The organism is Amycolatopsis sp. NPDC049688 (assembly GCF_040674975.1).
Lineage (GTDB): Bacteria > Actinomycetota > Actinomycetes > Mycobacteriales > Pseudonocardiaceae > Amycolatopsis.
The window spans coordinates 433,633-456,034 of the sequence record NZ_JBFANY010000005.1 but is presented as its reverse complement, the minus strand read 5'-3'; the positions used below and the strand labels follow the sequence as shown (position 1 = coordinate 456,034).

Below are 22,402 nucleotides of genomic sequence, written 5' to 3'. Positions count from 1 at the left end.
ACGGGTGATGGGCGGACTGGTCGATGCGGGCAACGCCGTCCAGGGCGCGATCGTCGAGCTGACGCGCGAGCTGGCCGATCCGGTGCGGCTCACGGCCCTGCAGGTGCTGGCCGCGGAGGGCCCGCACACGATGGTGCAGCTGGCCGACGCTCTCGGCGTCACGGCGCCGAGGCTGGGCAACCACCTGGCGCGGCTGCGGGCGGCCGGGCTGGTGACGGTCGAGCACGCCGGGCGGCACGCCGTGTACCGCGTCGGCCGCGAGGACCTGCTGCCGGTGCTGACCGCACTCGCGCACTACGCGGGCAACGATTCCTTCGCCTTGCCGGACCGCGCCGAGTCGGGCGCGGACATGGCCCACACGTGTTACGACCACGCGGCGGGCCGCCTCGGCATCGCGGTGTTCAGCCTGCTGGTCGAGCGCGGCGCGGTACGGCCACCGGACGGTTCCGCCTCGGAGGTTCGGCTCGGCGAGGACCTCTCGGCGTTCCACGACCTCGGCGTCGCCCCGGCCGAGGTGGACCCGGGCCGCCGCCGCCCGGCGACGGCCTGTCTGGACCGGACACACCGGGTTCCGCACCTGGGTGGTGTGCTTGGGCACGAGGTCCTGGCCGCGTTCCTCGCCGGCGGTCTTGTCCGCCGGGGCACCGGGGACCGCGAGCTGCGGATCACCCCGCGCGGCCGGCGCCGGTTCGCCGCGCTGCTACCCGGCTTCGCCTGAATACTCGGCGAAGATCTGCCCCAGCACCCGGCGCGGCTCCGCGTCGGCCGACTGCGCACACGTGATCAGGGTCTTCCACAACGCCCAGCCGCGCCCGCGCGCCCACGTCGCCTCGTCGAGGGACAGCCGCTCGCGGAACGCCTTCCGGCCCTCGGCGGTCAGCAGCGTCCACGCGATCGCCGTGTCGCACGACGGGTCCCCGACGCCGCACGTGCCGAAGTCGATGACCGCCGCCAGCCGTCCGTTGCCGAGCAACAAGTTCCCGGCGGCCATGTCGCCGTGGAACCAGCGGTCCACGCCGTCCCAGGATGCGTCCAGGGCGGTTTTCCAGATGTCGCGCGCCAAGGCGGTGTCGATCTGACCGTCAAGAACCGTGAGGGCACGTTCGACCGATCCGGCATAGGTGTCCAGCCCGCCGCCGCGGAACCAGTTGTGCAGCCCCGGCTGCGGACCGTCAGCCGCGTCGATGCCCTGCAGCGCAGCCAGGAACCCGGCCAGGTCCAGCGCGAAACCGACGGCGTCGGCAATGCCGTCTGCGGTCGCCGGTTCGCCGGGCAGCCACGGGTAGACCGACCACTCGAAGGGGTAGCCCGCGCCAGGCCGTCCCGCGGCCAGTGGTGCGGGGATGGGCAACGGCAGCCGGGGAGCGAGCTCCGGGAGCCACCGGTGTTCCTTGCCGACCGCCAGCGCGTACTCGGCCGCGCTCGGCAGCCGGGCCACCAGGGCGTCGCCGAGGTGGAAGGTGAAGTTGTCCCACCCGCCCCGGGCCACCGGCCGGACCGGCAGGCCGGCCCACTGCGGGAACTGGGCGGCGACCAGCCGGCGCACCTGTCCGGCGTCGACGGTGAGGCGCTGCGGGCGCGGAAGATCGGGCATGCCTCCAGTCAACCCGGCGCGTCCACCGGTTATCGGGCCCGGGCCGCCGCCAGGAACTCGCGGTTGAGCGTGGTGATGCTCGCGAACGGAATCCCTTTCGGGCAGACCGCCACGCACTCGCCGGTGTTGGTGCAGCCGCCGAAACCCTCGGCGTCCATCGCCTCGACCATGTCCAGCACCCGCCGCGCGCGTTCCGGACCGCCCTGCGGCAGGAGGCTCAGGTGGGTCACCTTCGCCGCCGTGAAGAGCGTCGCGGAGCCGTTCGGGCAGGCCGCCACGCAGGCGCCGCAGCCGATGCACGTCGCGTTGTCGAACGCCAGGTCCGCGTCCGGCTTGGGGACCGGGGTCGCGTGGGCGTCCGGGGCGCTGCCGGTGGGCGCGCTGACGTACCCGCCCGCCTGGACGATCCGGTCGAGCGCCGACCGGTCGACGACGAGGTCCTTGACCACCGGGAACGCCTTGGCGCGCCACGGTTCCACGTCGACGACGGCGCCGTCGGCGAAGGAGCGCAGGTGCAGCTGGCACGACGTCGTGCGTTCGGGCCCGTGCGCCTGCCCGTCGATCACGACGCCGCAGGAGCCGCAGATGCCCTCGCGGCAGTCGTGGTCGAACGCGATCGGCTCGTCACCGGCGGCGATCAGCTGCTGGTTGAGCACGTCGAGCAGTTCGAGGAAGGACATGTCCGGGCTGAGCCCGTCGACCGGGTAGGTGACGAGCCGGCCTTCGGCGGCCGGGCCGGCCTGCCGCCAGACGCGGACGGTGAGTTTCACGTGTAGCTCCGTTGGCTCGGGTGGACGTGTTCGAAGACCAGCTGCTCGCGGTGCAGCACCGGCGGCGTGCCGTGCTCCCAGGCGGCGACGTGGGCGAAGTTGCCGTCGTCCCGCAACGCCTCGCCTTCGGGGGTCTGGTGTTCCTCGCGGAAGTGGCCGCCGCAGGATTCCTCGCGGGCGAGGGCGTCGACGAGCATAAGCTCGGCCAGCTCCAGGAAGTCCGCGACCCGGTTGGCCTTCTCCAGCTCCTGGTTGAACTCCGGGCCGCCGGGGATCCGGACGTCGCGCCAGAACTCGGCCCGCAGCTGCGGCACCCGGTCCAGGGCCGTGCGCAGGCCTTCGCGGGTGCGGGACATCCCGCAGTGGTCCCACATCAGCAGGCCGAGCTCCCGGTGGAAGGAATCCACCGAGCGCGTGCCCTCGACGGCCAGCAGCCGCGCGATCCGGTCGCGGACCTCGGTTTCCACTCGCGCGACCGCACCGGGATCGACGTCGCCGAGCCGCGTGCCGCCGAGGTAGTCGTTCACCGTCGCGGGCAGCACGAAGTAACCGTCGGCGAGGCCCTGCATGAGGGCCGACGCGCCGAGCCGGTTCGCGCCGTGGTCGGAGAAGTTCGCCTCGCCGATCACGAACAGGCCGGGGATCGTGCTCTGCAGGTCGTAGTCGACCCAGAGCCCGCCCATCGTGTAGTGGATGGCCGGGTAGATCCGCATCGGCACGGTGTACGGGTCCTCCGCGGTGATCCGCTGGTACATGTCGAAGAGGTTGCCGTAGCGGGCTTCGATCGCCGGGCGGCCCAGGCGCGCGATCGCGTCGGCGAAGTCGAGGTAGACGCCGAGGCCGCCGGGGCCGACGCCGAACCCGGCGTCGCAGACGTTCTTCGCCGCCCGCGAAGCGATGTCCCGCGGGACGAGGTTGCCGAAGCTCGGGTACCGGCGTTCGAGGTAGTAGTCGCGCTCGTCCTCGGGGATCTCCCCCGGCGGACGCGGGTCGCCCGCGCGCTTCGGCACCCAGATGCGCCCGTCGTTGCGCAGGGACTCGCTCATCAGCGTCAGCTTCGACTGGTGCTCCCCCGACCGCGGGATGCACGTCGGGTGGATCTGGGTGAAGCACGGGTTCGCGAAGTACGCGCCGCGTTTGTGCGCCCGCCAGATCGCCGTGGCGTTGGAGCCCTTCGCGTTCGTCGAAAGGGAGAAGACGTTGCCGTAGCCGCCGGTCGCGAGCACGACGGCGTCCGCGAGGTGCGTGGTGATCTCGCCGGTGACGAGGTCGCGGGCGACGACGCCCCGGGCCCGCCCGCCGTCGACGACGAGGTCGAGCATCTCCGTGCGTGCGTGCAGTTCCACGTTCCCGGCGCCGATCTGCCGGGACAGCGCCTGGTACGCGCCGATCAGCAGCTGCTGGCCGGTCTGGCCGCGCGCGTAGAACGTCCGCTGCACCTGCACCCCGCCGAAGGACCGGGTGTCGAGCAGGCCGCCGTACTCCCGCGCGAACGGCACGCCCTGGGCCACGGCCTGGTCGATGATCTGCGCCGACACCTGCGCCAGCCGGTACACATTGGACTCCCGGGCGCGGAAGTCGCCGCCCTTGACCGTGTCGTGGAAGAGCCGGTACACCGAGTCGCCGTCGTTGCGGTAGTTCTTCGCGGCGTTGATGCCGCCTTGGGCCGCGACGGAGTGCGCGCGCCGCGGCGAGTCCTGGAAGCAGAACTGCACGACGTGGTAACCCTGCTCGGCCAGCGTCGCGCCGGCCGAGCCGCCCGCCAGCCCGGTGCCCACGACGATCACCCGGTGCCGGCGCCGGTTCGCCGGGTTCACCAGTTTCGCGGCGAACTTCCGGGCGTCCCACCGGTTCTCCAGCGGACCGCCGGGGGCCTTCGTGTCGGCGATCGGGTCGCCCGTCAGGTAGCCGGACATCAGTGCACCAGTCCCGTCATGATCGCGACCGGGACGAGGGCGTAGCCGCCCGCGACCACGACCGCTGTCGTGCTGCCGAGGATCTTGATCGCCCGCTCCCGTTTCGCACTGGCGACACCGAGGGTGCGGGCGGCGCTTGCGAAGCCGTGGTGGATGTGCAGCCCCAGCATGGCCAGGGCGACGAGGTAGACGAGGTTCACCCACCAGACCCGGAAGTCGGCGACGAGGTTGTGGTACGGGTCGCCGGGCACGAAGTCCCGGTTCACCGCGCCCACGGTGAAGTCGAGGATGTGCCAGACGACGAACACCGCGAGGGTCGCGCCGCCCCAGCGCATGGTCCGCACCGCGAAGGTCGCGCGCGGCCGGCGGTGGACGTAGCGGACCGGGCGGGCGCGGAGGTCGCGGCGGGCCAGCTGCACCGCCGCGGTGACGTGCAGGACCAGCGCGACGAGCAGGACCGCGCGCTGCAGCCAGAGGAACCACTCGCGGCGCAGCACCGGTTCGCCGATCGTGCGCAGCCAGCCCGCGTAGTGGTTCAGCTCGGCGGCGCCCAGGAACGTCTTGAGGTTGCCCACCATGTGCGCGAACAGAAAGGCGAGCAGGAGCGCGCCGGTCACCGCCATGACGGCTTTCTTGCCGATCGTCGACGCCCAGAAGCGCCGTACGGGCGCGAGTTCAGTGACCACCCGATCGACGTTAGGAGCGCGCCCACCAGAGGTCAAAGACATGATGACTCTGCTGTCGATAGGTGTGGTCTATCGTGAGCGGATGCAGTTCCAGCAGCTCGCCTACTTCGTCGCCGTGGCCGACCACCGGCACTTCACCCGGGCCGCCGAGCAGATGCGCGTTGCCCAGCCGTCGCTGTCCCAGCAGATCCGCGCGCTGGAGCACGACCTGGGCGCCCCGCTGTTTCACCGGATCCGCGGCAACGTCTCGCTCACCGAGGCCGGCGAAACCCTGCTGCCGATCGCCCGCCGGATCCTCGCGGACACCGAGACCGCCCGGCGGGCCATCCGGGAACTGGACGAGCTCGACCGCGGCCGCGTCCGGCTCGGCGCGCCGCCGAGCCTGTGCACCGGCCTGCTGCCCGCGATGCTCGCGGCGTTCCGCCGCCGGTACCCGGGCATCCAGCTGGAGCTGCACGAAAGCGGCTCCGGCGACCTCCGGCAGCGGCTCGCCGAAGGCGCGCTGGACCTGGCGCTGCTGGCGGGCGCGCGGACGACGGCCGACGCCGGCCTGACCGCGACACCACTGCTGCTGGAGGAGCTGGTGGTGATCTCCCCCGCTCCCCTGGGGAGCGACCGGCTCGGCATCGCGGAGCTCGCCGACGTCCCGCTGGTGATGTTCCGCCGCGGCTACGACGTCCGGGAAGCCACGGTGAACGCGTGCCGCGCCGCGGGCTTCGAACCGTCGTTCGCGATCGAAGGCGGCGAGATGGACGCGGTCCTGGAGCTGGTGCGCGCGGGTGTCGGGGCGGCGGTGGTCCCCCGCACGGTGGCGGGCGACCGGTTCCCGGTGACCCGGTTCGCCCCGGGTGCCGGGATGACCAGGGTGGTGCAGCTCGCGCACCGCGCGGACGTGGAACCCACCCGGGCGGTGCGCGCGCTGCGCACCGCCGTCGTGGGGTTCGTGGCCGACCCGGCCCGGCGAGCCGGTCTGCCGCCGGGTATCGAGTCCCTGGTGGACGGGCCGGCTTAGCCGAGGCCGAACCGCGCCGCGAACGCCGCCATTTCTTCGCGGCGGCGCCCGGGCTCCGCCGTGCCCGGGGTGACGACCACGCGGGTCACGCCCTGGGCGGCCAGCTCCTCGACGTCCTCTGTGGACATGTCGAGGGTCCCCCAGCGGGTGTACTCCAGGCCGTCGCGGCCCGCTTCCGCCGCCACCGTCCGGGCCAGGTCGAACTGGCGGCGGCGCTCCTCCGGCGTCAGCCGGCCGCCGGGGAAGTAGCCGTCACCGCGCCGGCCCGCGCGCCGCGCCGCCGCCGCGCTCGATCCCCCGACGTGGATCGGCAGCGTGCCGAGGGGTTTCGGGAAGCTGCAGACGTTCTCGAAGGAGAAGAACTCGCCGTCGAAGCTCACCCCCTCCTCGCCACCGGCCCACAGCAGCCGCAGGACGTCGATCGCCTCGTCCGCCCGGCGGCCGCGGGTCGCGAAGTCCACCCCGGCCGCCCGGGCCTCGCCGGGCAGCGCGCCGACGCCCACCGTGAGCAGCCGCATGCGGCCGCCGGACAGGACGTCGACCGTCGCCAGCCGCTTGGCCAGCACGACCGGGTGGTGGTAGGGCAGCAGCAGCACGCCGGTGCCCAGCAGGATGCGGTCAGTGACGGCGGCGGCGAAACTCAGGCACTCCAGCGGATCCGCGTACGGCAGCGACGGCGGCAGCTCCATCGGGCCGATCTTCGCGCCGGGGTACAGCGCGACGTGCTCCGGCAGGGACAACGACTCGAACCCGCACTCCTCGGCGTCCCGGGCGAACCCCGCGATCGTCTCGGGGTGGACCCCGAAAAACGGCGTGCTGTAGCTGATTCCGAACTTCACGCCGCCGAAGCTAGACGTTGACGCCGACGTCAAGGCAAGGAACGCGTTGTCCCGCGATCGGGCGGTCCCGGGTTTGAGCACCCGCCACCAGGGAACGCGGCGAGGACGGTCGGCAGGCGGAGGTCCGGGGTGCTCGGAGGGTTGTTCGCGGTGACGAAGGCCGGGGCCGTGCTGGCCCTGGCCGGTCCGGTGCTCGTGACACAGCAGGCGAAGAAGGTGGTCTCGGCGCTCGCTCCGGTCGCCGGGGAACTGGCCGCGGGCGCGGCCGGGACCGCGGGGGAAGCGACCCGGGCGACCGGCCGCACGGCCGTGCGGGCCTCCCGGGTCGTGCGCAACGCCGCGGGCGCCCGCACGGCCGTGTGGCGGGCCGGGCGGCGGCTGCACGTGCCGTTGCGGCCGGGCGAGCACGCCGACGTCGCCGCGTTCGCCGCCGAACTGGCCGCGCACGCCGACGTCGCCGGGGCCTACTGGGACGGCGGGCTGGGCAGCGCGGTCGTCCACCTGGCCGATGAGGCGGCAGCGGACCGGGTGGTCGACTGGGTGTCGAGCCGGTGCGAATCGCACGGGCTGACACCGGCCGAGCCGGGCGACTGCGCCCCCGCGCACCCCGGGGACACCTACGGCGTGCGGGCGGCCGCGTTCGCACTGGCGATGGACGTCGCCGGCCTGGCGGTGTCGGCCGCCGGCTCCGGGCGGCTGCACGAAGGGGTGCGGGCCGCGGTGTCCGCGGCCAGGGAACACCCGGCCGTCCGGGCCGCACTCGACGAACGGTTCGGCTGGTACACGGCCGAACTGGCGCGGTCGGGCGTGTCCGCCGCGGTGCGCGGGCTGAGCCAGGACCCCTGGGAACTCGCGCTCGACGCCGTCCTGCGCGCCGGCCAGCTCACCGAGGCGGTCGCCCGGCTCACCGCGTTCGACGCCGGGCACGACGAGCTCTGTTCGCCGGACCGGCCCAGCCTCGGCGTGACCCCACCGCAGCGGCGGGTCCGCGCGCCCATGGAAGACTACGCCCGCACCGCCGTCGGCGGCGGCCTGCTCGCCGCGCTGGCCGACCTGCTGGTGCGCCGCAACGCCCGCGAAGCCGCCCGGGCGTTCCTCATGTCGTCCCCGATGCCCGCCCGGTACGCCGACACCGCGTTCCACACCGCGATGGGCACGGCGTTCGCCCGCGAAGGCGTGCTCGTCCGCGACCCCGACCGGCTCAAGGCACTGGACACTGTGGACACCGTCGTGCTGCACGCCGACGCCCTGCACGGCGACGACGGGCTGGACCCGCACGCCGAAGCCGTGCTGGACGCCGCGCGCCGGGCCGAGGCGCGGGTCGTCATCACCGGGACGGCCGCCCGCGACCGGCTCGGCGAGTTCGCCGCGCTCGCCGACGACGTCACCGAAGAGCCGTTCGCCGCGCTGGTGACGCGGCTGCAGGACGACGGCCGGGTCGTGCTCACCGTCGCCCGCCCGCCCGCGCGGTGCACGCCGGGCTGCGACGAGGTGGCGGGCCTGTTCGCCGGCGACCTCTGCGTCGCGCTCGCCGACCGGAACGCCCCGGTGCTGTGGGGCGCCGACCTCGTCGTCCAGCCGGGACTGGCCGGCGTGTGGCGGGTGCTGCGGGCGGCGGGGGCCGCACGGGCGAACAGCAAGCGGGCCACCCGGGTGGCCACCGCGGGCGGCCTGATCGGCGGGCTGCTGCTGATGTCACGGCGGCGGCGGCCGCTGGTGCCGTTCCTGCCCCGGCTGGACCCGGTCCTGCTCGGCGGCCTGACCGGGCTCGCGATGGGCACGTTCGCCGCGGTGCGCGTCGCCGCGGCGCGGCCGCCCGCCGGCCGGGCCCGGATCGCCTGGCACGAGCTGACCGGTGAGGAGGTCCTCGACCGGCTCGCGGCCGCGGCCCCCGCACCGACGCACCGGGACCTGCTGGCCCTGCGGGTGCGGGCGGTGACCGGCGCGGTGGCCCGGCACCCGGCCGCCGCCCCGGTCCGGTTCGGGACGGGCCTGGCCACCGACGTCGCCGCGGAGCTGAACGACCCGCTCACCCCGGTGCTGGCCCTCGGCGCGGTCGCGTCCGCGGTGGTCGGTTCGCCGGTGGACGCGCTGTTGGTGGCCGCGGCGATGGGCCTGAACGCCGTCGTCGGCGGGGCCCAGCAGTTCCGCGGCCGCCGCGCGCTGGCGAAGCTACGGGACGACGAGCGGCAGCGGGCCCGCCGGGCGGGCGGCCGGGTCGTCGACGCGCGGGCGCTGCGGCCCGGCGACCGGATCGAGCTGCGCACCGGCGACGTCGTCCCGGCCGACGCCCGGCTGCTCACCGCGAACGACCTCGAGGCCGACGAATCCGCGCTGACCGGCGAGTCGCTGCCGGTCGCCAAGCAGCTCGACCCGGTGCCGGGCGCGCCGATGGCCGAGCGCAGCTGCCTGGTGTTCGCCGGCACCACGGTGGTCAGCGGGGAAGGCACGGCGGTGGTCGTGGCGGTCGGCTCGGAGACCGTGGCCGGCCGGGCGGTCGAGCTGGCCACCCGGACCGCCGCCGCGGTGGGCATCCAGGCGCGGCTGCAGGAGCTGACCCGCCGGGCGCTGCCGCTGACGATGCTCGGCGGGGCGCTCGTCACCGGCCTCGCGGCGGTCCGCGGCCGCCCGCTGCGCCGGGCGCTGGCCGGCGGGGTGGCGATCGCCGTCGCCGCGGTGCCCGAGGGGCTGCCGCTGGTGGCCACGGTGGCGCAGCGGGCGGCGGCCCGGCGGCTGTCCGCGCGCGGCATCCTCGTCCGGGCCCCGCGGGCGCTGGAAGCCTTGGGACGCCTGGACGTCGTGTGCTTCGACAAGACCGGCACGCTGACCGAGAACCGGCTGCGCGTGGTCACCACGACCGGGCCCGACGGCCGGGCGCGCGAGCCGGAACCCGGGGACGCGGTGCTGCGGGCGGCCGCCCGGGCGTGCCCGGGCACCCTCGACGACCCGCACGTGCGCGCCCACGCCACCGACCACGCCGTGCTGGACGCCGCCGGCCCGGACGCGGACTGGACCGAGCTCGCCGGCCAGCCGTTCGAGGCGAACCGGGGCTACTCGGCCACGATCGGCCGGGCCGGGGACGGCGAGCCGGTGCTGGTCGTGAAGGGTGCCCCGGAGGTCGTGCTGCCCGCCTGCGCCGGCGCGGACGAGCTGGCCCGGGCCGCGGAAGCGCTGGCGGACAAGGGATTGCGGGTGCTGGCGGTGGCGTCCCGGCAGGCCGGGCCGGACCTCGACGGCGACCAGGAGGTGCTCGCGGACCTGGAGTTCCTCGGGTTCCTCGGGCTCGCCGACACGCTGCGGCCGACGGCTGAACCGCTGATCAGCGGGCTGCGTGCGGCCGGCGTGGCGCCGGTGATGCTCACCGGGGACCACCCGAACACCGCGCGGGCCATCGCGACGTCGCTCGGCTGGCCGTCCGACGCACCCGTCGTCACCGGCGACGAGCTGGCCCGGCTGGACGGCGCCGGCCGGGCCCGGCTGCTCTCCGGCGCCGGTGTGATCGCCCGCGTCGCGCCGGAGCAGAAGCTGCAGGTCGTCGAGGCGCTGCGCGAAGCGGGCCGGGTGACGGCGATGGTCGGCGACGGCGCGAACGACGCGGCGGCCATCCGCGCCGCGGACGTCGGCATCGGCGTGCGCGCCCGGGCGTCGACCGCCGCCCGCACCGCGGCCGACGTCGCGCTGACCGACGAGGACCTGACGGTGCTGCTGGAGGCGGTGGCGGAGGGCCGCGCGCTGTGGCGCAGCGTGTCGGACGCGGTGGTGATCCTGGTCGGCGGCAACGCGGGCGAGATCGGCTTTTCGGTGCTGGGCACGCTGCTTTCGGGCGACTCGCCGCTGGGCACCCGGCAGCTGCTGCTGGTCAACCTGCTGACGGACCTGTTCCCGGCGATGGCGGTGGCGGTGACGCGCCCGGACGACGACGGCGGCGGCCCCGGCGGGCTCGGCGCGGACCTGAACCGCGCGATCACCGGCCGCGGCGTGACCACGGGCGTCGGCGCGACGACGGCGTGGCTGATCGGCCGGTACACGCCGGGAACGGTGCGCCGCACGAGCACGATGGCGCTGTGCGGCCTGGTCGGCACCCAGCTGGCCCAGACCCTGCGCGGCCGCCGCCGCAGCCCGCTGGTGGTGGGCACGGCGGTCGGCTCGGCCCTCGCGCTGGCCGCGATCGTCCAGACACCGGGGGTGAGCCAGTTCTTCGGCTGCACCCCGCTGGGGCCGCTTGCGTGGGCGGGGGTGGGAGCAGGTGTCGCCACGGGAGCCCTGACGTCCTCGCTGCCGCTGCTGCGGAACCCGTAACCGGCGTGCTTGGGGCGGGGCAGGCGCCGCCCTCAGTTCCGGCTGGAGCACCATCGCCGCGCAGCCGATCGCGGGCCGGGCACCTGAGCAGCCGTGCCCGGTCGAACCCCGCGCCGGTGAACAGGGCCGCCGTCCGCGGGGTAGCGCTGGCGCTACCCCGCATCCGGTGGTCTGCACTGCTGATCTTCGCGCCGGATCCCGGCATCGTGAGCGATGTCGATCCGGTCGGAAGGAGCAGGAAAATGCGCACAGGTGTGGTGGTCTTGACGGTGGCCGGGCTGCTGGGTGCCACGGCCCCGGCGGCGGTGGCGGCACCCTCCCGGGACGCCGTCCAGGAACAGCTGGACGCGCTGGTGGGCCGGTTCCCGGCCGCCCTGGCCTCGGTGACCCGCGGCGGGCACACGGTGTCACTGGTCGCCGGTTCGGCCCGGCTCGGCAGCCGGGTGCCGGTGCCGGCCGACGGGCGCGTCCGGGCGGGCAGCAACACGAAGACGTTCACCGCGGTGGTGGTGCTGCAGCTGGTGGCCGAGGGCCGGGTGGAGCTGGACGCGCCGATCGAGCGGTACCTGCCCGGCCTGGTGCCCGGCGGGCAGGCGATCACCGTCCGGCAGCTGCTGCAGCACACCAGCGGGCTGCCGAACTACACGGAGTACCTCGGGCTGGAGGACATCGCGAAGCTGCAGCACCGGTACTTCGAGCCGCACGAGCTGCTCGCCACCGCGTTCGCGCACCCGGCGCGCTTCGCCCCGGGAACGAAGTGGGAGTACAGCAACACCAACTACGTGCTGGCGGGCCTGCTGATCGAGCGGGTCACCGGGCGGCCGGTGGCGGAGCAGATCACCGAGCGCGTGATCCGGAAGGCGGGCCTGCGGAACACGTACTGGCCCTCGGTGGGCGACCAGGGTATTCAGGGCCCGCACCCGCACGGCTACGCCCGATCGGGTGGCGCGGTGATCGACGTGACGGAGCTGGATCCGTCGTGGGGCTGGGCGGCGGGCCAGCTGATCTCGACCCCGGGCGACCTGGCTTCGTTCTCCCGCGCCCTCCTGGGCGGCCGCCTGCTGCCCGCAGCCCAGCTGGCGGAGATGCGCAAGACGGTGGAGGCGCCCCTGCTGCCGGGCTGGCGCTACGGCTTGGGCCTGTTCCGCGTCCCCTTGAGCTGCGGCGGCGAGTACTGGGGCCACGGCGGCGACATCCACGGCTACGAAACCCGCGGCGGCGCCACGGACGACGGCCGCGCGGTGGGCCTGGCGGTGACGGCCCTTCCGGGCACGTTCGGCAACGCCGACGAGGGCGCCCAGGCGGTTCTGTCTACAGTGGACGCGGCGTTCTGTCGCTAGCCGGCCACCGGCGCCGAGCACTGTCCGGGTGCGGCGCCGGCCTTCCCTGTCCCGGTCGTATTCCGTCACCCTTCCCGGGCCGGGGGGTCCAGGACTCCGATGTACCAGCGGTTGGGGCGGGGATGACGGTCGAAGGGCTTCAGGGAATACGTCGTGTAGCACCAGGACACCAGGACCTGGCGTGGCTCCAACGTGATGTCCCGGCTCAGCGCCACTTCCTTGCCCCCTCCGCTCACCACGAAATCGAGGCGATGGGTTCCCGGCGGCAGGTCGACCCACCGCACCGATCGGTCGTCGGCGCTGCCCGCGTACAGCTGACGGCGGCCTTCGCGGACGTACACGAATCGGAGGAATCGGTAGCCGTTTCGGTTGCTCGACGGGATGACCGCGTACGCCAGCAGGCCCGTGCGGCCTTCGCGGCGGGCTTTCCGCAGCTTCCGGCGTGCACTCCACTTGAGCTGACGCGGCTCGAGCGGGCGTACCTCGCTGGTGTCGGTCATCCTCGTCACCTTAGTGATGGTTCAGGTCGTTGGGGTCCTGGGGCGAGTTGAGGTTGCAGCCGCCCGCGATCGAGTAGCCCAGGGAGGCGATGTTCTGCAGCCAGGCGCCGATGTTGAGGCCGCGTTTCGCCTGGCGGTAGCCCCAGCGGCCGATCGCCGAGCTGGCGCCCTCCGCCAGTTTGCCCGCCGCCTTCGCTCCGGCGCCGAAGGTGTAGCCGGCCGCGCCCGTTGCGACGCTTGCCACACTGACCGCGCAACTCGCCGCGCTGCCGGTCTTGCACGTGTACCTGGCGTCCGCAATGGACAGTGCGGTGTCCGCGTAGAACAGCCCGTTGGCGAGCATCGACGCGCCTTCGGTGATGCCGACGCCGATCGCGGTGTCGGCGAGCAGGTAGCCGCCGACGAACTCGCCGACCACCGGGATGGCCAGCGACGCCACGGCGAGGCCCACCTCGAAGGCCGTCTTGTGCTCCCAGACGAAGTTCGCCGCCGCGCAGGCCCAGCCGAACCCGGACCAGCACATCCCCGACAGATCGGTCAGGTTGACCGGATTGCCCGCGACGTAGGCGTACGCGCTGTGTGTGCTGTCGACCTGCGGGTCGACCGTCAGGAACTCCGCGGTGCCCGGGTCGTAGTACCGTGCGCGCAGGTAGACCAGCCCGGATTCCGCGTCGGTGTACTGGCCGGTGTACCGGAGCGGCGTGTCGGCGGAACCGGACGCCGTCGTCGTGCCGTACGGCGTGTAGCTGTAGCTGCCGGCCACCGCGCCCGCGCCGGTGAGCAGCGCGAGCGTCGAGCCGACCTGGTCGTGGACGTACCAGAACGCCCCGGCCGCGCCGACCTGTTCGATCGGGAGGCCGTCGGGACCGTAGAGGTACTCGTTGGTCCCGTCGTTCAGGACGTTCGGCGTCGAGCCGGTGTCCCAGACGAACGTGGTCGTCGTCCCTCCGGACGTCTTGGACATCCGCAGGCCGTCGCCGTTGTAGCCGTAGGTGGCCGACGTCGTGCCCCGGGTGAACGCGTTCAGCCTCCCCGCCTGGTCGTAGCCGTAGGTGGTCGTGCCCGCCGTCTTGCGCTCGCCCGATGCACCAAAGGTGTAGCTGACGGCACCGGCCGGGACGGTGCCGCAACCGGACGTGCCCGCCGAGCCGCCGGGCAGCGTCCAGCAGAGCTGCCCGGCCGCGTCGAACGCCTGGGTGACGGCGCCGATCTGCACCGGGTTGTCCGCGGCGTCGTCGGTGTAGGTGTTCGAGCCGTCGGAGGCGAGCTGTTCCTTGGCGTTGTACCCGAACGTCTGGGTGGCCTGGCCGACCGTGCGGGACGCCAGCTGGCCGACCGGGTCCCGGCCGTAGGTCGCCGACACCGCCGTGGCCGACCCGGTCACGGCGGTCGTGCCCGTCAGGTGGTCGCTGTCGTCGTAGCCGTTGGTCACGGTGGTGCCGTTGGGGTACGAAGCCGTCTTGACGACGCCGTCGCCGTCGTAGCCGAAGGTGGTCTTGTTCCCGTTCCAGTCGGTCACCGTCTTGAGCCGCTCGGCGTCGTCGAAGGTCCGGACCACCGTGCTGGTGCGCCCCGGGTAGGTGATGCCGGTCTGGTTCCCGTTGTCGTCGTAGCCGTACCCGACCGTCGCGCCCGAGCCCTGCGTCTGCGAGGTGACTTCGCCGAAGGTGTTGTAGGTCCAGATCGACGTGCCGGTCCCGTCCGTCATCGTCGTCCGGTGACCGGCCGGGTCGTAGCCGTAGCCGACCGTCGGCGTCACCCCGTCGGAGTAGGTCATCGACTTGAGCTGGCCCGCCGGGTCGTACCCGTTCGTCGTGACGCGGCCGGCGGGGTCGGTCGCGGTCAGCGCGTGCCCGGCCGGGTCGAGGTGCACGGTCGACGTGCGGTTGTCCGGATCGGTGCGGGAACTCTTGCGGCCTTGCCCGTCGTAGCCGTAGGCCGTCTTGGCGCCGAGGCCGTCGATCGTGTCGGCGACGGTCCCGTCCGGGTTGTAGTCCGTGATCAGGGTCGAGTTGTCCGCCTGGGTGACCTTCACCGCCTGCCCCACCGGGTCGAAGGTCGTGATGGTCGTCTTCTGGTTGGCGTCGGTGACCGACGTCCGGTGGCCGTCGGCGTCGAAGTGCGCGGACGCGGCGTGGCCGAGCGGATCCGTCGTCAGCGTGACGTTCCCGTAGGCGTCGTGGCCGTAGGTCGTGCAGCCCTTGGCCGGCGGGGTGCAGCCGGTGGTGACGCCGGCCGCGCTGCCGTTCCCGTCCACCGTCGAGACGAGCAGGCCGGTCGCGGTGTCGAACCCGGACTGCGTCTTGTCCCCGGCGGCGTCGGTCACCGACACCCGGTCACCGAAGGCGTCGAACGTGACGCTGGTGGTCTTGCCGTTGGGATCGACCGCGCGGGTCTGGTCGGCCGGGTGCGCCGGGTCGTCGTAGTAGAACGCGGCGGTGCGGACCGGCGCCGGCCCGAAGTTGCCGGTCGTGGACTCCACGACGTTGTTCGCGCGGGTGACCGTCCTCGACGTCAGGTCCAGCCCGCCGCCCACACCCGACGGGACGTGCCCCGCCTGGTCGTACTGGTTGACCGTCGCCACCCCGTTGGCGTCGATGGTTTCCAGGAGGTTCGCGGCGTCGTCGTAGACGTAGTCGGTGGTGAACCCGAGCGGGTTCGACTCGGAGGTCTTGTTGCCGTGGTCGTCGTAGGTGAACGTGCGCAGGGTGCCGTCGGGGTCGGTCTGCGTGGACACCCCGAGGGTGACCGGGTCGTAGGTGTAGGACGTCGTCCCGGCGTCGGCGGTGCCGTACCCCAGGGTTTCCGAGACCAGCAGCCCGTTCTGGTACGTGTCCAGCTTCCGGTGCCCGCTCGGGTCCGTCACGAGTGTCTGCCCGGCGGCCAGTCCGCCGTCCGGGCCGTAGGTGAACGTCGTGGTGTGCCCGTTGGCGTCGGTTTGCGTGTGGACCCGCTCGGCGCTGTCGTACACCATCGAAGTCGTCGCCGAGGCCGGTCCGCCGAAGTTGGCGGGGGACCGCATCGACGTCATCAGGTGGTTGCCGTCGTAGGTGTACTGGGCGTGGTCGTCGTCTTTCCGGACGGGGGCCCGGGTGGTGCCGACGCCGTAGACGTCGGTGAGGTTGCCGTTCGCGTCGTAGCCGTAGGTCACGGTCCGGCCGGCCGCATCGGACAGGCCGCTGATGTGGTTTCCCGTCCAGCTGAGCGTGTAGGCGCGGCCGGCGGGGTCGGTGATCGTGGCCAGGTGACCGGCACCGTCGTAGGCGAGCGTCGTCCGGTAGGCCGGCGACGCCTTGCTCCCGGCGAGGTCCGTTTCCGCCGTCAGGTGCCCGCTCGCGACGTCGAAGGTGAAGATCTCCCTGCCCCGCCGCGTGTAGGTGTAGGTGGTCCCGGACTTCACCAGCGCCGCGTCGAACCGGGGTGCGGCCGGGGCGAAGGTGCTCCCGGTCGCGGTGAAGGCGACCGCCGAACCGTCCTCCTGCTTCACCGTCACGTTTCCGGTCGCGGAGTCGGTGTTCGCGGTCAGGTTGTACGAATACGTCCAGCCCCAGCCGAACGGACCGTCGGCGGCGAGGGCCTTGTTGGGCCCGTTCGGGTCGGCGATGCTCCCGGCGTAGCTGCGGGTGAAGTTCAGCGGCATGCCGCGCCCGGGCGTGGTCAGGTCGGTGAATTCGTCCCCGAAGTAGCCGGTCGCGGTGTCGACCGGGTCGCCGGCGGTGCGGCGGGCGCAGCCGCAGGCGATGAACGCCGGGTTGCTGCCGCGCGGCTCGTCCTGGATCCCGGGCGGGCCGCCGATCGGCTGGCCCGGCGTCCCGCCCTGGGGGACGAACGCGATCGCGTCGAACGCGACGTCGAAGTCGGAGTAGCCGTAGCCGCCGTTGTCGACGGAACTGCCGTTGTTGGTCAACATCACGTTCGCGCCGTTCTGCATGGCGAACGTGCCGATGGTGACCCACTGCTCGGAGTTCCACGCCTGGTTGACGCGGATCCGCCACGGCGACACCCCGCCGCCCGGGTTGATGGTGTAGACCACGTTCGTCGCCTGGGCACCGAGGCCGGGCAGGTGCAGCTTGACCTTGTAGTACTGCAGGGACGGCAGGTTCGGCGTCCAGACGCCGGTGTTGATCAGCGCCGGGTTCGAGCCGTCCTCGGTGTGGGTGAACAGCACCCGGCCGCCGAGGCCGGTGCCGAGCTGGTGGGTGTCGATCGCGCCGATCGGGTCACCCGCGGAGTTCGTCCCGTAGGTGTAGGCGAACGTGCCGTTGCTCGACCAGTTCGCGCCGCCGCAGCCCTGCAGGTTCAGCCGCGACGGCTCGTCGTCGACGATGATCGAGCCGGCCGGCACCTTCGCCGTGTCCTGGCTGCACGTCGGCGGGTTCTGCGACGGGTTCGCCGGTTCGCTCCCGCCCGACACCGCGTACGGACTCGTCGCGCACGTCGTGGCGCAGCTCGGGATCCACGTCACCGGGTTGTGCCACCAGCACTGGAAGTCGTTGAGCATGCAGTGGCTCGCGCCCGGGTTGGAGGTGTTGGTGCTGTTCGGGTCGCACTGGTTGGCCGCCATCGAGCACATGGCGGTGAAGGGCGCGGGCTGCACCCAGCGCTGGCCGCCGTTGTACGTCGGCTTCGCGTACGCCGGGTTGCTGTAGCGGATCAGCGGGCTCGCGGTCCAGCCGAGCACGCGCTCCTGGTACGGCCAGCTCGCCGGGTGCGCCGCGTCGGCGTAGGTGTCCTGCAGGTACGGGTCGCGGTTGGGCGGGTAGTCCAGGTTGGCCGGGTTGTTGGTCCAGCCGAGGCCCCACGTGCCGTGCGGGCCGGTGCAGGACGGGCCGGGCGTGCAGCCGGTGGTGTTGCCGTTGGCCGCGTTCGGCTGGATGCCCGAGTTGTACGCCCAGGCCGCGAAGTACCAGTTCTCCAGGTACCGCGGGTCGGCGTTGTTCGCCGTGATGCCGTCGGCGTAGAGCTGGTTCCAGGTCGTCTCCAGGATCTGCAGGCCGGCGGCGATGTTCTCCTGGTAGTCGACCGCGACCTTCCACTGGCCGTGCTCGGACAGCGAGTGGTCGCCGATGTGCATGCCGTCGGTGACCTGGCTGATCCCGTAACCGCAGTCCGAAGCCGCGTAGTTGATCGAGACGATGTCCCCGCCCGCGCCGTAGTAACTGGCGATCAGCGGGTCGCCCGCGGTACCGGCGGGCGCGTGCCACGACGCCTGCGACCAGTTCGACTCCTGGGCCATGATGCCCTCGAAGATCGACCGCGGCACGGTGTTCGAGCCGCCCGCCGGGTGCGACAGCGGGATCAGCGGGAAGTCGCTGTTCGGCGCGTAGGCGACCAGGCCCATGTTCCCGAAGCCGGCCGGGCGCGTGTAGGCGCTGCCGGTCAGCAGGCCCTGCTCCGCCAGCTGCACCGCCCAGTTCACCTGCGCCGGGTTCGGCTGCATCACCTGCCGGTTCGCGGTCAGCGGCGGTACCGCGCACTTCGGCGTCTGCGCCTGGGTGGTGTTCGGGGCCGCCTTCGGCGCCGCCGCGTCACCCTGCGGGCTCAGCCGGCTCTGGTGCGGCGCCTGGGCGGCCTTCGGCGCGGCCGAGTAGGTGGGCACGGCAGTGGCGGCGGCCCGGGTGGCGGCCGGGACGGCGGGGGCGAGCACCTTGCCCGTGTTCGTCGCCAGCAAGGCGGGCGCGGACTTCCGGCCGTCGGCGTCCGGGCCGAGCAGCGCATCACCGTCCAAAGAGGACGCCTCGGCGCCGTGCGCGAGCGGGCCGTCGGCCACGCTGCGCACGCCGGCGGCGGCCAGCGCGGCCGGTGCGGCCGGGACGGCGCCGGAGAGCACGGCGTGCCCCGCGCGGCCCTGGAACAGCTGCACCCGGCCGAGGTCGCCGGAGCCGAGCGGGGTCACCGCGCCGCCGTGCTCGTGCGCGGCGGTCGCGGTGCGGGTGCCCGGCTTGGTGTGCAAAAAGCTGACGCCGCCGTCGGCGGCCGGTCGCACGTCGTAGACGTCACCGGGCAGGGTGGCCACCACCGTGGGATTTCCCTTGGGTGGCACGGAAATCAGCCGGTTGCCGGCCACGCCGACGATGCCCGGGGCGGCCGGGACGGCGGAGGTGAGCTGCCCCGGCGTGGTCACGTCGGCGTCGATCCTGCCGGTGGCCAGGTTGGCGCTGAGCAGCCGGGTCTGCCCGTCGAGGGCGACGGTGAAGACGGCGGTGTCCCCGGTGCCGCAGCCGGGCGAGTAGTACTTGAGGCCGACGCCGCCGGCCAGCGCGTGCACGCCCCCGGTGCCGAGGTCGACGGAGTAGGCGAAGGCACCGTGGTCGCGCGCGGCCTGGGTGTTCACGGCCGAGGCGGGCAGGATCGCGACGGCGGCGTACTTCCCGTCGCCGGACACGCACTGGTAGCCGGTCCACGAGCCGTCGTCGAACCCGGCCGGGCGGAGCAGCGCGACCTCCCGCCACGCGAACCCGGCGGCTTCCCGGCCCAGTTCGACGTGGTAGCCCTGCGCGTCCCCGTAGCCGTCGACGGCGACATCGGCGGATTTCGCCGCGCCCGGCCCGAAATCCGCCGGTTGCGGTGCGGCGGCGGATTTCGCGGGCGGGGGCGGTTTCGGGGCCGCGGCCACCACCGAAGCGGACGCGCCGACGAGGGCGAGAACCGCGCCCAGCACGGTCAGCACCCGGAACCCGGACATTCTTCGCGCACGATCGATTCCACCGGTCACGGCAGATCCTCCCCCTGAAGTAGCGGCCCCGGAAATCCGGCCGCCAAGGGGAAATCTAACTGTCCGCCCCGCGGGACCCATCACCCATTGGAGTGATCTTCGAACTGACGAGCGAACAATTCGGACATTACTTTTCCTTGGCATTTCGTGTCCGAAGAGGACGAATGCCGGAAACGGGACCTCAGTGCGCGCGGGCGCGCAGGTGGGCCCGTTCGCCCTGGCGGCCGAAGAGGATGAGCAGCTCGACCGCGTTCCCGTCCGCGGTGCCCAGCCAGTGCGGGATCGTCGTGTCGAATTCCGCCGCCTCGCCCGGGGGCAGCACCAGATCGTGCTCGCCGAGGACCAGCCGCAGGTTCCCGTGGAGCACGTACAGCCATTCGTGCCCCTCGTGGATCCGGTGGTCCGGGACGGGCACCGGGTCGGCACCGGGGATGAGCATCTTGTACGCCTGCATCCCGCCCGGCCGCCGGGACAGCGGCACGAACGTCATGCCGTGGCGGCGGATCGGGCTGAGGTGGATGCGCGGGTCGCCGGTGCGGGGCGCGCCCACGAGGTCGTCGAGCGGGACGCCGTAGGCGCGGGCGAGCGGCAGCAGCAGTTCCAGGCTCGCCCGCCGCTGCCCGCTCTCCAGCCGCGACAGCGTGCTCTCCGACACCCCGGTCGTGCCGGCGACGTCCGCCAGCGTCAGCCCGCGGTGCCGGCGCAGCGCCCGCAGCCGGGGGCCGACGGCGTGCAGCACGTCTTCGAAGTCGTCGCTCACCCGGCCATCTTGCCGGAACCGCAAGAAAGCGTGCCACAACGGCCAGGGCCGGGGCAGGCTGAACCCATGACGACCTCCTCCGCCGCTGCGTCCCGGTTCTGGGACGGCCACTACGAAACCCACCTCCCGGACGACGAGCCGCGCCCCAACGTCCGGCTCGCCGAGGTCGTCTCGCGGCTGTCCCCCGGCCGCGCGCTCGACCTCGGGTCCGGCGCCGGCGGCGACGCGCTGTGGCTGGCCCGGCGCGGCTGGCGCGTGACCGCCGCCGACATCTCCGCCGTCGCCCTCGCCCACCTGGCCCGCCGCGCGCGGGAACTCGGGCTCGGCGACCGGATCACCGGCGAGCGGCACGACCTGGCCGTGACGTTCCCGGCGGGTTCCTTCGACCTCGTCTCGGCGCACTACCTGCACACGTCCTTCCCGTTGCCGCGCGACACCGTGCTGCGGCAGGCCGCGCGGGCGCTCGCCCCCGGCGGCCGGCTGCTGGTCGTCGAGCACGGGTCCGTCGCGCCGTGGTCGTGGAACCAGGACCCGGAATCGGTCACGCCCCGGCAGGTCCCGTCCCTCGATCCCGCGGTGTGGACGGTGGAGCGCGCCGACGCCCTCCCCCGCCGCGCCACCGGACCCGGCGGGCGGACCGCCGAGGTCGTCGACCACCTGCTGCTCGTCCACCGCACCCGGTGAAAGGAACCGCGATGCCCCGAACCCGGCGGCGGGACACCCCGCCCCCGCGCACCGGACCGGCCGAAAAGGACGTGCTGCGCGGCTTCTTGGACCACCTGCGGGCCGCCGTGGCCGCCAAGGCGGCGGACGTCCCGGAACCGCAGGTCCGGACGGCCGGCGTGCCGTCCGGGACGTCGCTGCTGGGCCTGGTCCGGCACCTGGCGCACGTCGAACGGTTCACCTTCCTCGGCGAGGAACCCGCCGGCTGGCCCGGCACGTTCCGGCCGGGCCCGGAGGAGACCGTCGCCTCGGTGCTGGCGGACTACCGCGCCGCGTGCGAGCGGGCGAACGCCGTCATCGACGCCTGCCCCGACCTGGCGCAGCCGGTGGCGCGCCCCGGCCGCCCGGCGCCGTCCATGCGCTGGGCGCTGGTGCACATGATCGAGGAAACCGGCCGGCACGCCGGGCACGCCGACATCCTCCGCGAACTGATCGACGGCAGCACGGGCCGGTGACAACCCCGTTTTCGCGTCCCGGCGGCGCCCCCGCCGAGGAATCCACTGTGGAACCGGGACGGGAATGGGAATTCCCTGACCCGGGCCGGCACTTGCCCGACGCGTTCGCTCTGCGAGTCACCCGGGAGCGTGCTATTTGGTCATTATGAGTGAATCACCCGAGTACCCGAGCTACCCACAGTCGTCCACCCCGACAGACCAGGCGCCCGCACCGGCGCGGCCCGGCACGGTCGAAGGCGCTTTCTGGGCGTTCCTCGCCTCGACCGTCATCGGGCTGCTCGGCGGTGTGCTGATCTTCGCCAACCGCGACGGGATCGCCGAGACCCTGCGGAACGCGAACCGGCAACGCGGCGGCAACCTCACCGACGCGCAGATCGACCAGGCGGTGAACGTCGCGATGATCACCGCGGTGGTGATCGCGGTGGTCATCGCCGCCCTGTACCTGCTCTTCGCGTTCAAGCTGCGCGCCGGCCGGAACTGGGCGCGGATCGTGCTCACCGTGCTCACCGCGCTGCAGCTGCTTTCGGTGCTGATCGGGCAGAGCACGATCGGCAGTTACGTCGCCGTGCTGGCCGCGGTGGTGGGCGTGGTGCTGTCGTTCACCGGCCCGTCCAACGCCTATTTCGCTTCGCTCAAGGGTCCGCGCTGATCCGTGCCACGCGGCGGTCCGGTCCGGACCGCCGCCCGCACGAACACCGGCTCGAGATGCCGCCCCGGCAACGCCTTCGGCAGCTCCTCCCAGCGGGGAGCTCGCGGCTCTTGCCGTCGCTGCCACCGAAGGCGCGGTGGCGCC

Annotated in this window: 15 protein-coding genes; 7 read left to right on the top strand and 8 right to left on the bottom strand. The window is 73.4% G+C overall.

Features of this window, described 5'->3' with window-relative positions:
- Positions 1-7 precede the first annotated feature (7 nt).
- The gene (locus tag AB0J55_RS20855) at positions 8-718 is read left to right on the top strand and encodes a metalloregulator ArsR/SmtB family transcription factor (RefSeq protein ID WP_364250603.1); all 711 of its coding nucleotides are present in this window, start codon (positions 8-10) and stop codon (positions 716-718) included.
- Here AB0J55_RS20855 and AB0J55_RS20850 read toward each other — a convergent pair.
- The 4 genes from AB0J55_RS20850 to AB0J55_RS20835 are packed head-to-tail and all read right to left on the bottom strand — an operon-like array spanning position 701 to position 4,966.
- Positions 701-1,594: an aminoglycoside phosphotransferase family protein gene (locus AB0J55_RS20850; protein ID WP_364250600.1), complete on the bottom strand. Its 894-nt coding sequence runs from the start codon at positions 1,592-1,594 to the stop codon at positions 701-703. The genes AB0J55_RS20855 and AB0J55_RS20850 overlap by 18 nt on opposite strands.
- A gap of 29 nt (positions 1,595-1,623) precedes the next feature.
- Positions 1,624-2,364, bottom strand: a complete 741-nt coding sequence (locus AB0J55_RS20845; RefSeq protein ID WP_364250597.1) for a succinate dehydrogenase/fumarate reductase iron-sulfur subunit — start codon at positions 2,362-2,364, stop codon at positions 1,624-1,626.
- Positions 2,361-4,280, bottom strand: coding sequence for a fumarate reductase/succinate dehydrogenase flavoprotein subunit (locus AB0J55_RS20840; protein ID WP_364250594.1), 1,920 nt, complete (start codon positions 4,278-4,280; stop codon positions 2,361-2,363). The genes AB0J55_RS20845 and AB0J55_RS20840 overlap by 4 nt, the downstream gene beginning before the upstream one ends.
- Entirely contained in the window at positions 4,280-4,966 is a 687-nt protein-coding gene (locus tag AB0J55_RS20835; RefSeq protein ID WP_364250591.1) for a succinate dehydrogenase cytochrome b subunit, read from the bottom strand. Before AB0J55_RS20835 ends, AB0J55_RS20840 begins: the two co-directional genes overlap by 1 nt.
- 82 nt (positions 4,967-5,048) lie before the next feature.
- On the opposite strand from AB0J55_RS20835, the gene AB0J55_RS20830 reads away from it, so the two are divergent.
- Entirely contained in the window at positions 5,049-5,978 is a 930-nt protein-coding gene (locus tag AB0J55_RS20830) for a LysR substrate-binding domain-containing protein (RefSeq protein WP_364250588.1), read from the top strand.
- On the opposite strand, the gene AB0J55_RS20825 is transcribed toward AB0J55_RS20830, so the two are convergent.
- Entirely contained in the window at positions 5,975-6,817 is an 843-nt protein-coding gene (locus AB0J55_RS20825; RefSeq protein ID WP_364250585.1) for a TIGR03619 family F420-dependent LLM class oxidoreductase, read from the bottom strand. The genes AB0J55_RS20830 and AB0J55_RS20825 overlap by 4 nt on opposite strands.
- Positions 6,818-6,946: 129 nt before the next feature.
- Between AB0J55_RS20825 and AB0J55_RS20820 the strand changes: the two genes are divergently transcribed.
- Together AB0J55_RS20820 and AB0J55_RS20815 are read left to right on the top strand one after the other, a co-directional pair.
- Complete coding sequence (locus AB0J55_RS20820; RefSeq protein ID WP_364250582.1) at positions 6,947-11,116, top strand: cation-translocating P-type ATPase; 4,170 nt, start codon at positions 6,947-6,949, stop codon at positions 11,114-11,116.
- A 242-nt stretch (positions 11,117-11,358) separates the two neighbouring features.
- Complete coding sequence (locus AB0J55_RS20815; protein ID WP_364250579.1) at positions 11,359-12,456, top strand: serine hydrolase domain-containing protein; 1,098 nt, start codon at positions 11,359-11,361, stop codon at positions 12,454-12,456.
- 65 nt (positions 12,457-12,521) lie between these two features.
- Here the strand turns inward: AB0J55_RS20815 and AB0J55_RS20810 are convergent, their stop codons facing one another.
- The 3 genes from AB0J55_RS20810 to AB0J55_RS20800 form a co-directional block, all read right to left on the bottom strand.
- Entirely contained in the window at positions 12,522-12,956 is a 435-nt protein-coding gene (locus AB0J55_RS20810; RefSeq protein WP_364250577.1) for a hypothetical protein, read from the bottom strand.
- Positions 12,957-12,966: 10 nt separating this feature from the next.
- Entirely contained in the window at positions 12,967-19,671 is a 6,705-nt protein-coding gene (locus AB0J55_RS20805) for an RHS repeat-associated core domain-containing protein (protein WP_364250574.1), read from the bottom strand.
- A gap of 181 nt (positions 19,672-19,852) precedes the next feature.
- Positions 19,853-20,431 (bottom strand): XRE family transcriptional regulator, encoded by a 579-nt coding sequence (locus tag AB0J55_RS20800; protein ID WP_364250571.1) that lies wholly within the window; start codon positions 20,429-20,431, stop codon positions 19,853-19,855.
- 66 nt (positions 20,432-20,497) lie between these two features.
- Between AB0J55_RS20800 and AB0J55_RS20795 the strand changes: the two genes are divergently transcribed.
- The 3 genes from AB0J55_RS20795 (at position 20,498) to AB0J55_RS20785 (ending at position 22,258) form a co-directional block, all read left to right on the top strand.
- Positions 20,498-21,115 (top strand): class I SAM-dependent methyltransferase, encoded by a 618-nt coding sequence (locus AB0J55_RS20795; protein ID WP_364250568.1) that lies wholly within the window; start codon positions 20,498-20,500, stop codon positions 21,113-21,115.
- 11 nt (positions 21,116-21,126) lie between these two features.
- Entirely contained in the window at positions 21,127-21,609 is a 483-nt protein-coding gene (locus AB0J55_RS20790) for a DinB family protein (RefSeq protein ID WP_364250565.1), read from the top strand.
- 145 nt (positions 21,610-21,754) lie between these two features.
- Entirely contained in the window at positions 21,755-22,258 is a 504-nt protein-coding gene (locus AB0J55_RS20785; protein ID WP_364250562.1) for a hypothetical protein, read from the top strand.
- Positions 22,259-22,402: the final 144 nt, after the last annotated feature.

What these genes read in the sequence shown, in the direction of transcription:
- AB0J55_RS20855 (WP_364250603.1), top strand. Translation starts at nt 8, where the DNA reads ATGGGCGGACTGGTCGATGCGGGCAACGCCGTCCAGGGCGCGATCGTC.
- AB0J55_RS20850 (WP_364250600.1), bottom strand. Translation starts at nt 1,594, where the DNA reads ATGCCCGATCTTCCGCGCCCGCAGCGCCTCACCGTCGACGCCGGACAG.
- AB0J55_RS20840 (WP_364250594.1), bottom strand. Translation starts at nt 4,280, where the DNA reads ATGTCCGGCTACCTGACGGGCGACCCGATCGCCGACACGAAGGCCCCC.
- AB0J55_RS20830 (WP_364250588.1), top strand. Translation starts at nt 5,049, where the DNA reads ATGCAGTTCCAGCAGCTCGCCTACTTCGTCGCCGTGGCCGACCACCGG.
- AB0J55_RS20815 (WP_364250579.1), top strand. Translation starts at nt 11,359, where the DNA reads ATGCGCACAGGTGTGGTGGTCTTGACGGTGGCCGGGCTGCTGGGTGCC.
- AB0J55_RS20810 (WP_364250577.1), bottom strand. Translation starts at nt 12,956, where the DNA reads ATGACCGACACCAGCGAGGTACGCCCGCTCGAGCCGCGTCAGCTCAAG.
- AB0J55_RS20795 (WP_364250568.1), top strand. Translation starts at nt 20,498, where the DNA reads ATGACGACCTCCTCCGCCGCTGCGTCCCGGTTCTGGGACGGCCACTAC.
- AB0J55_RS20790 (WP_364250565.1), top strand. Translation starts at nt 21,127, where the DNA reads ATGCCCCGAACCCGGCGGCGGGACACCCCGCCCCCGCGCACCGGACCG.
- AB0J55_RS20785 (WP_364250562.1), top strand. Translation starts at nt 21,755, where the DNA reads ATGAGTGAATCACCCGAGTACCCGAGCTACCCACAGTCGTCCACCCCG.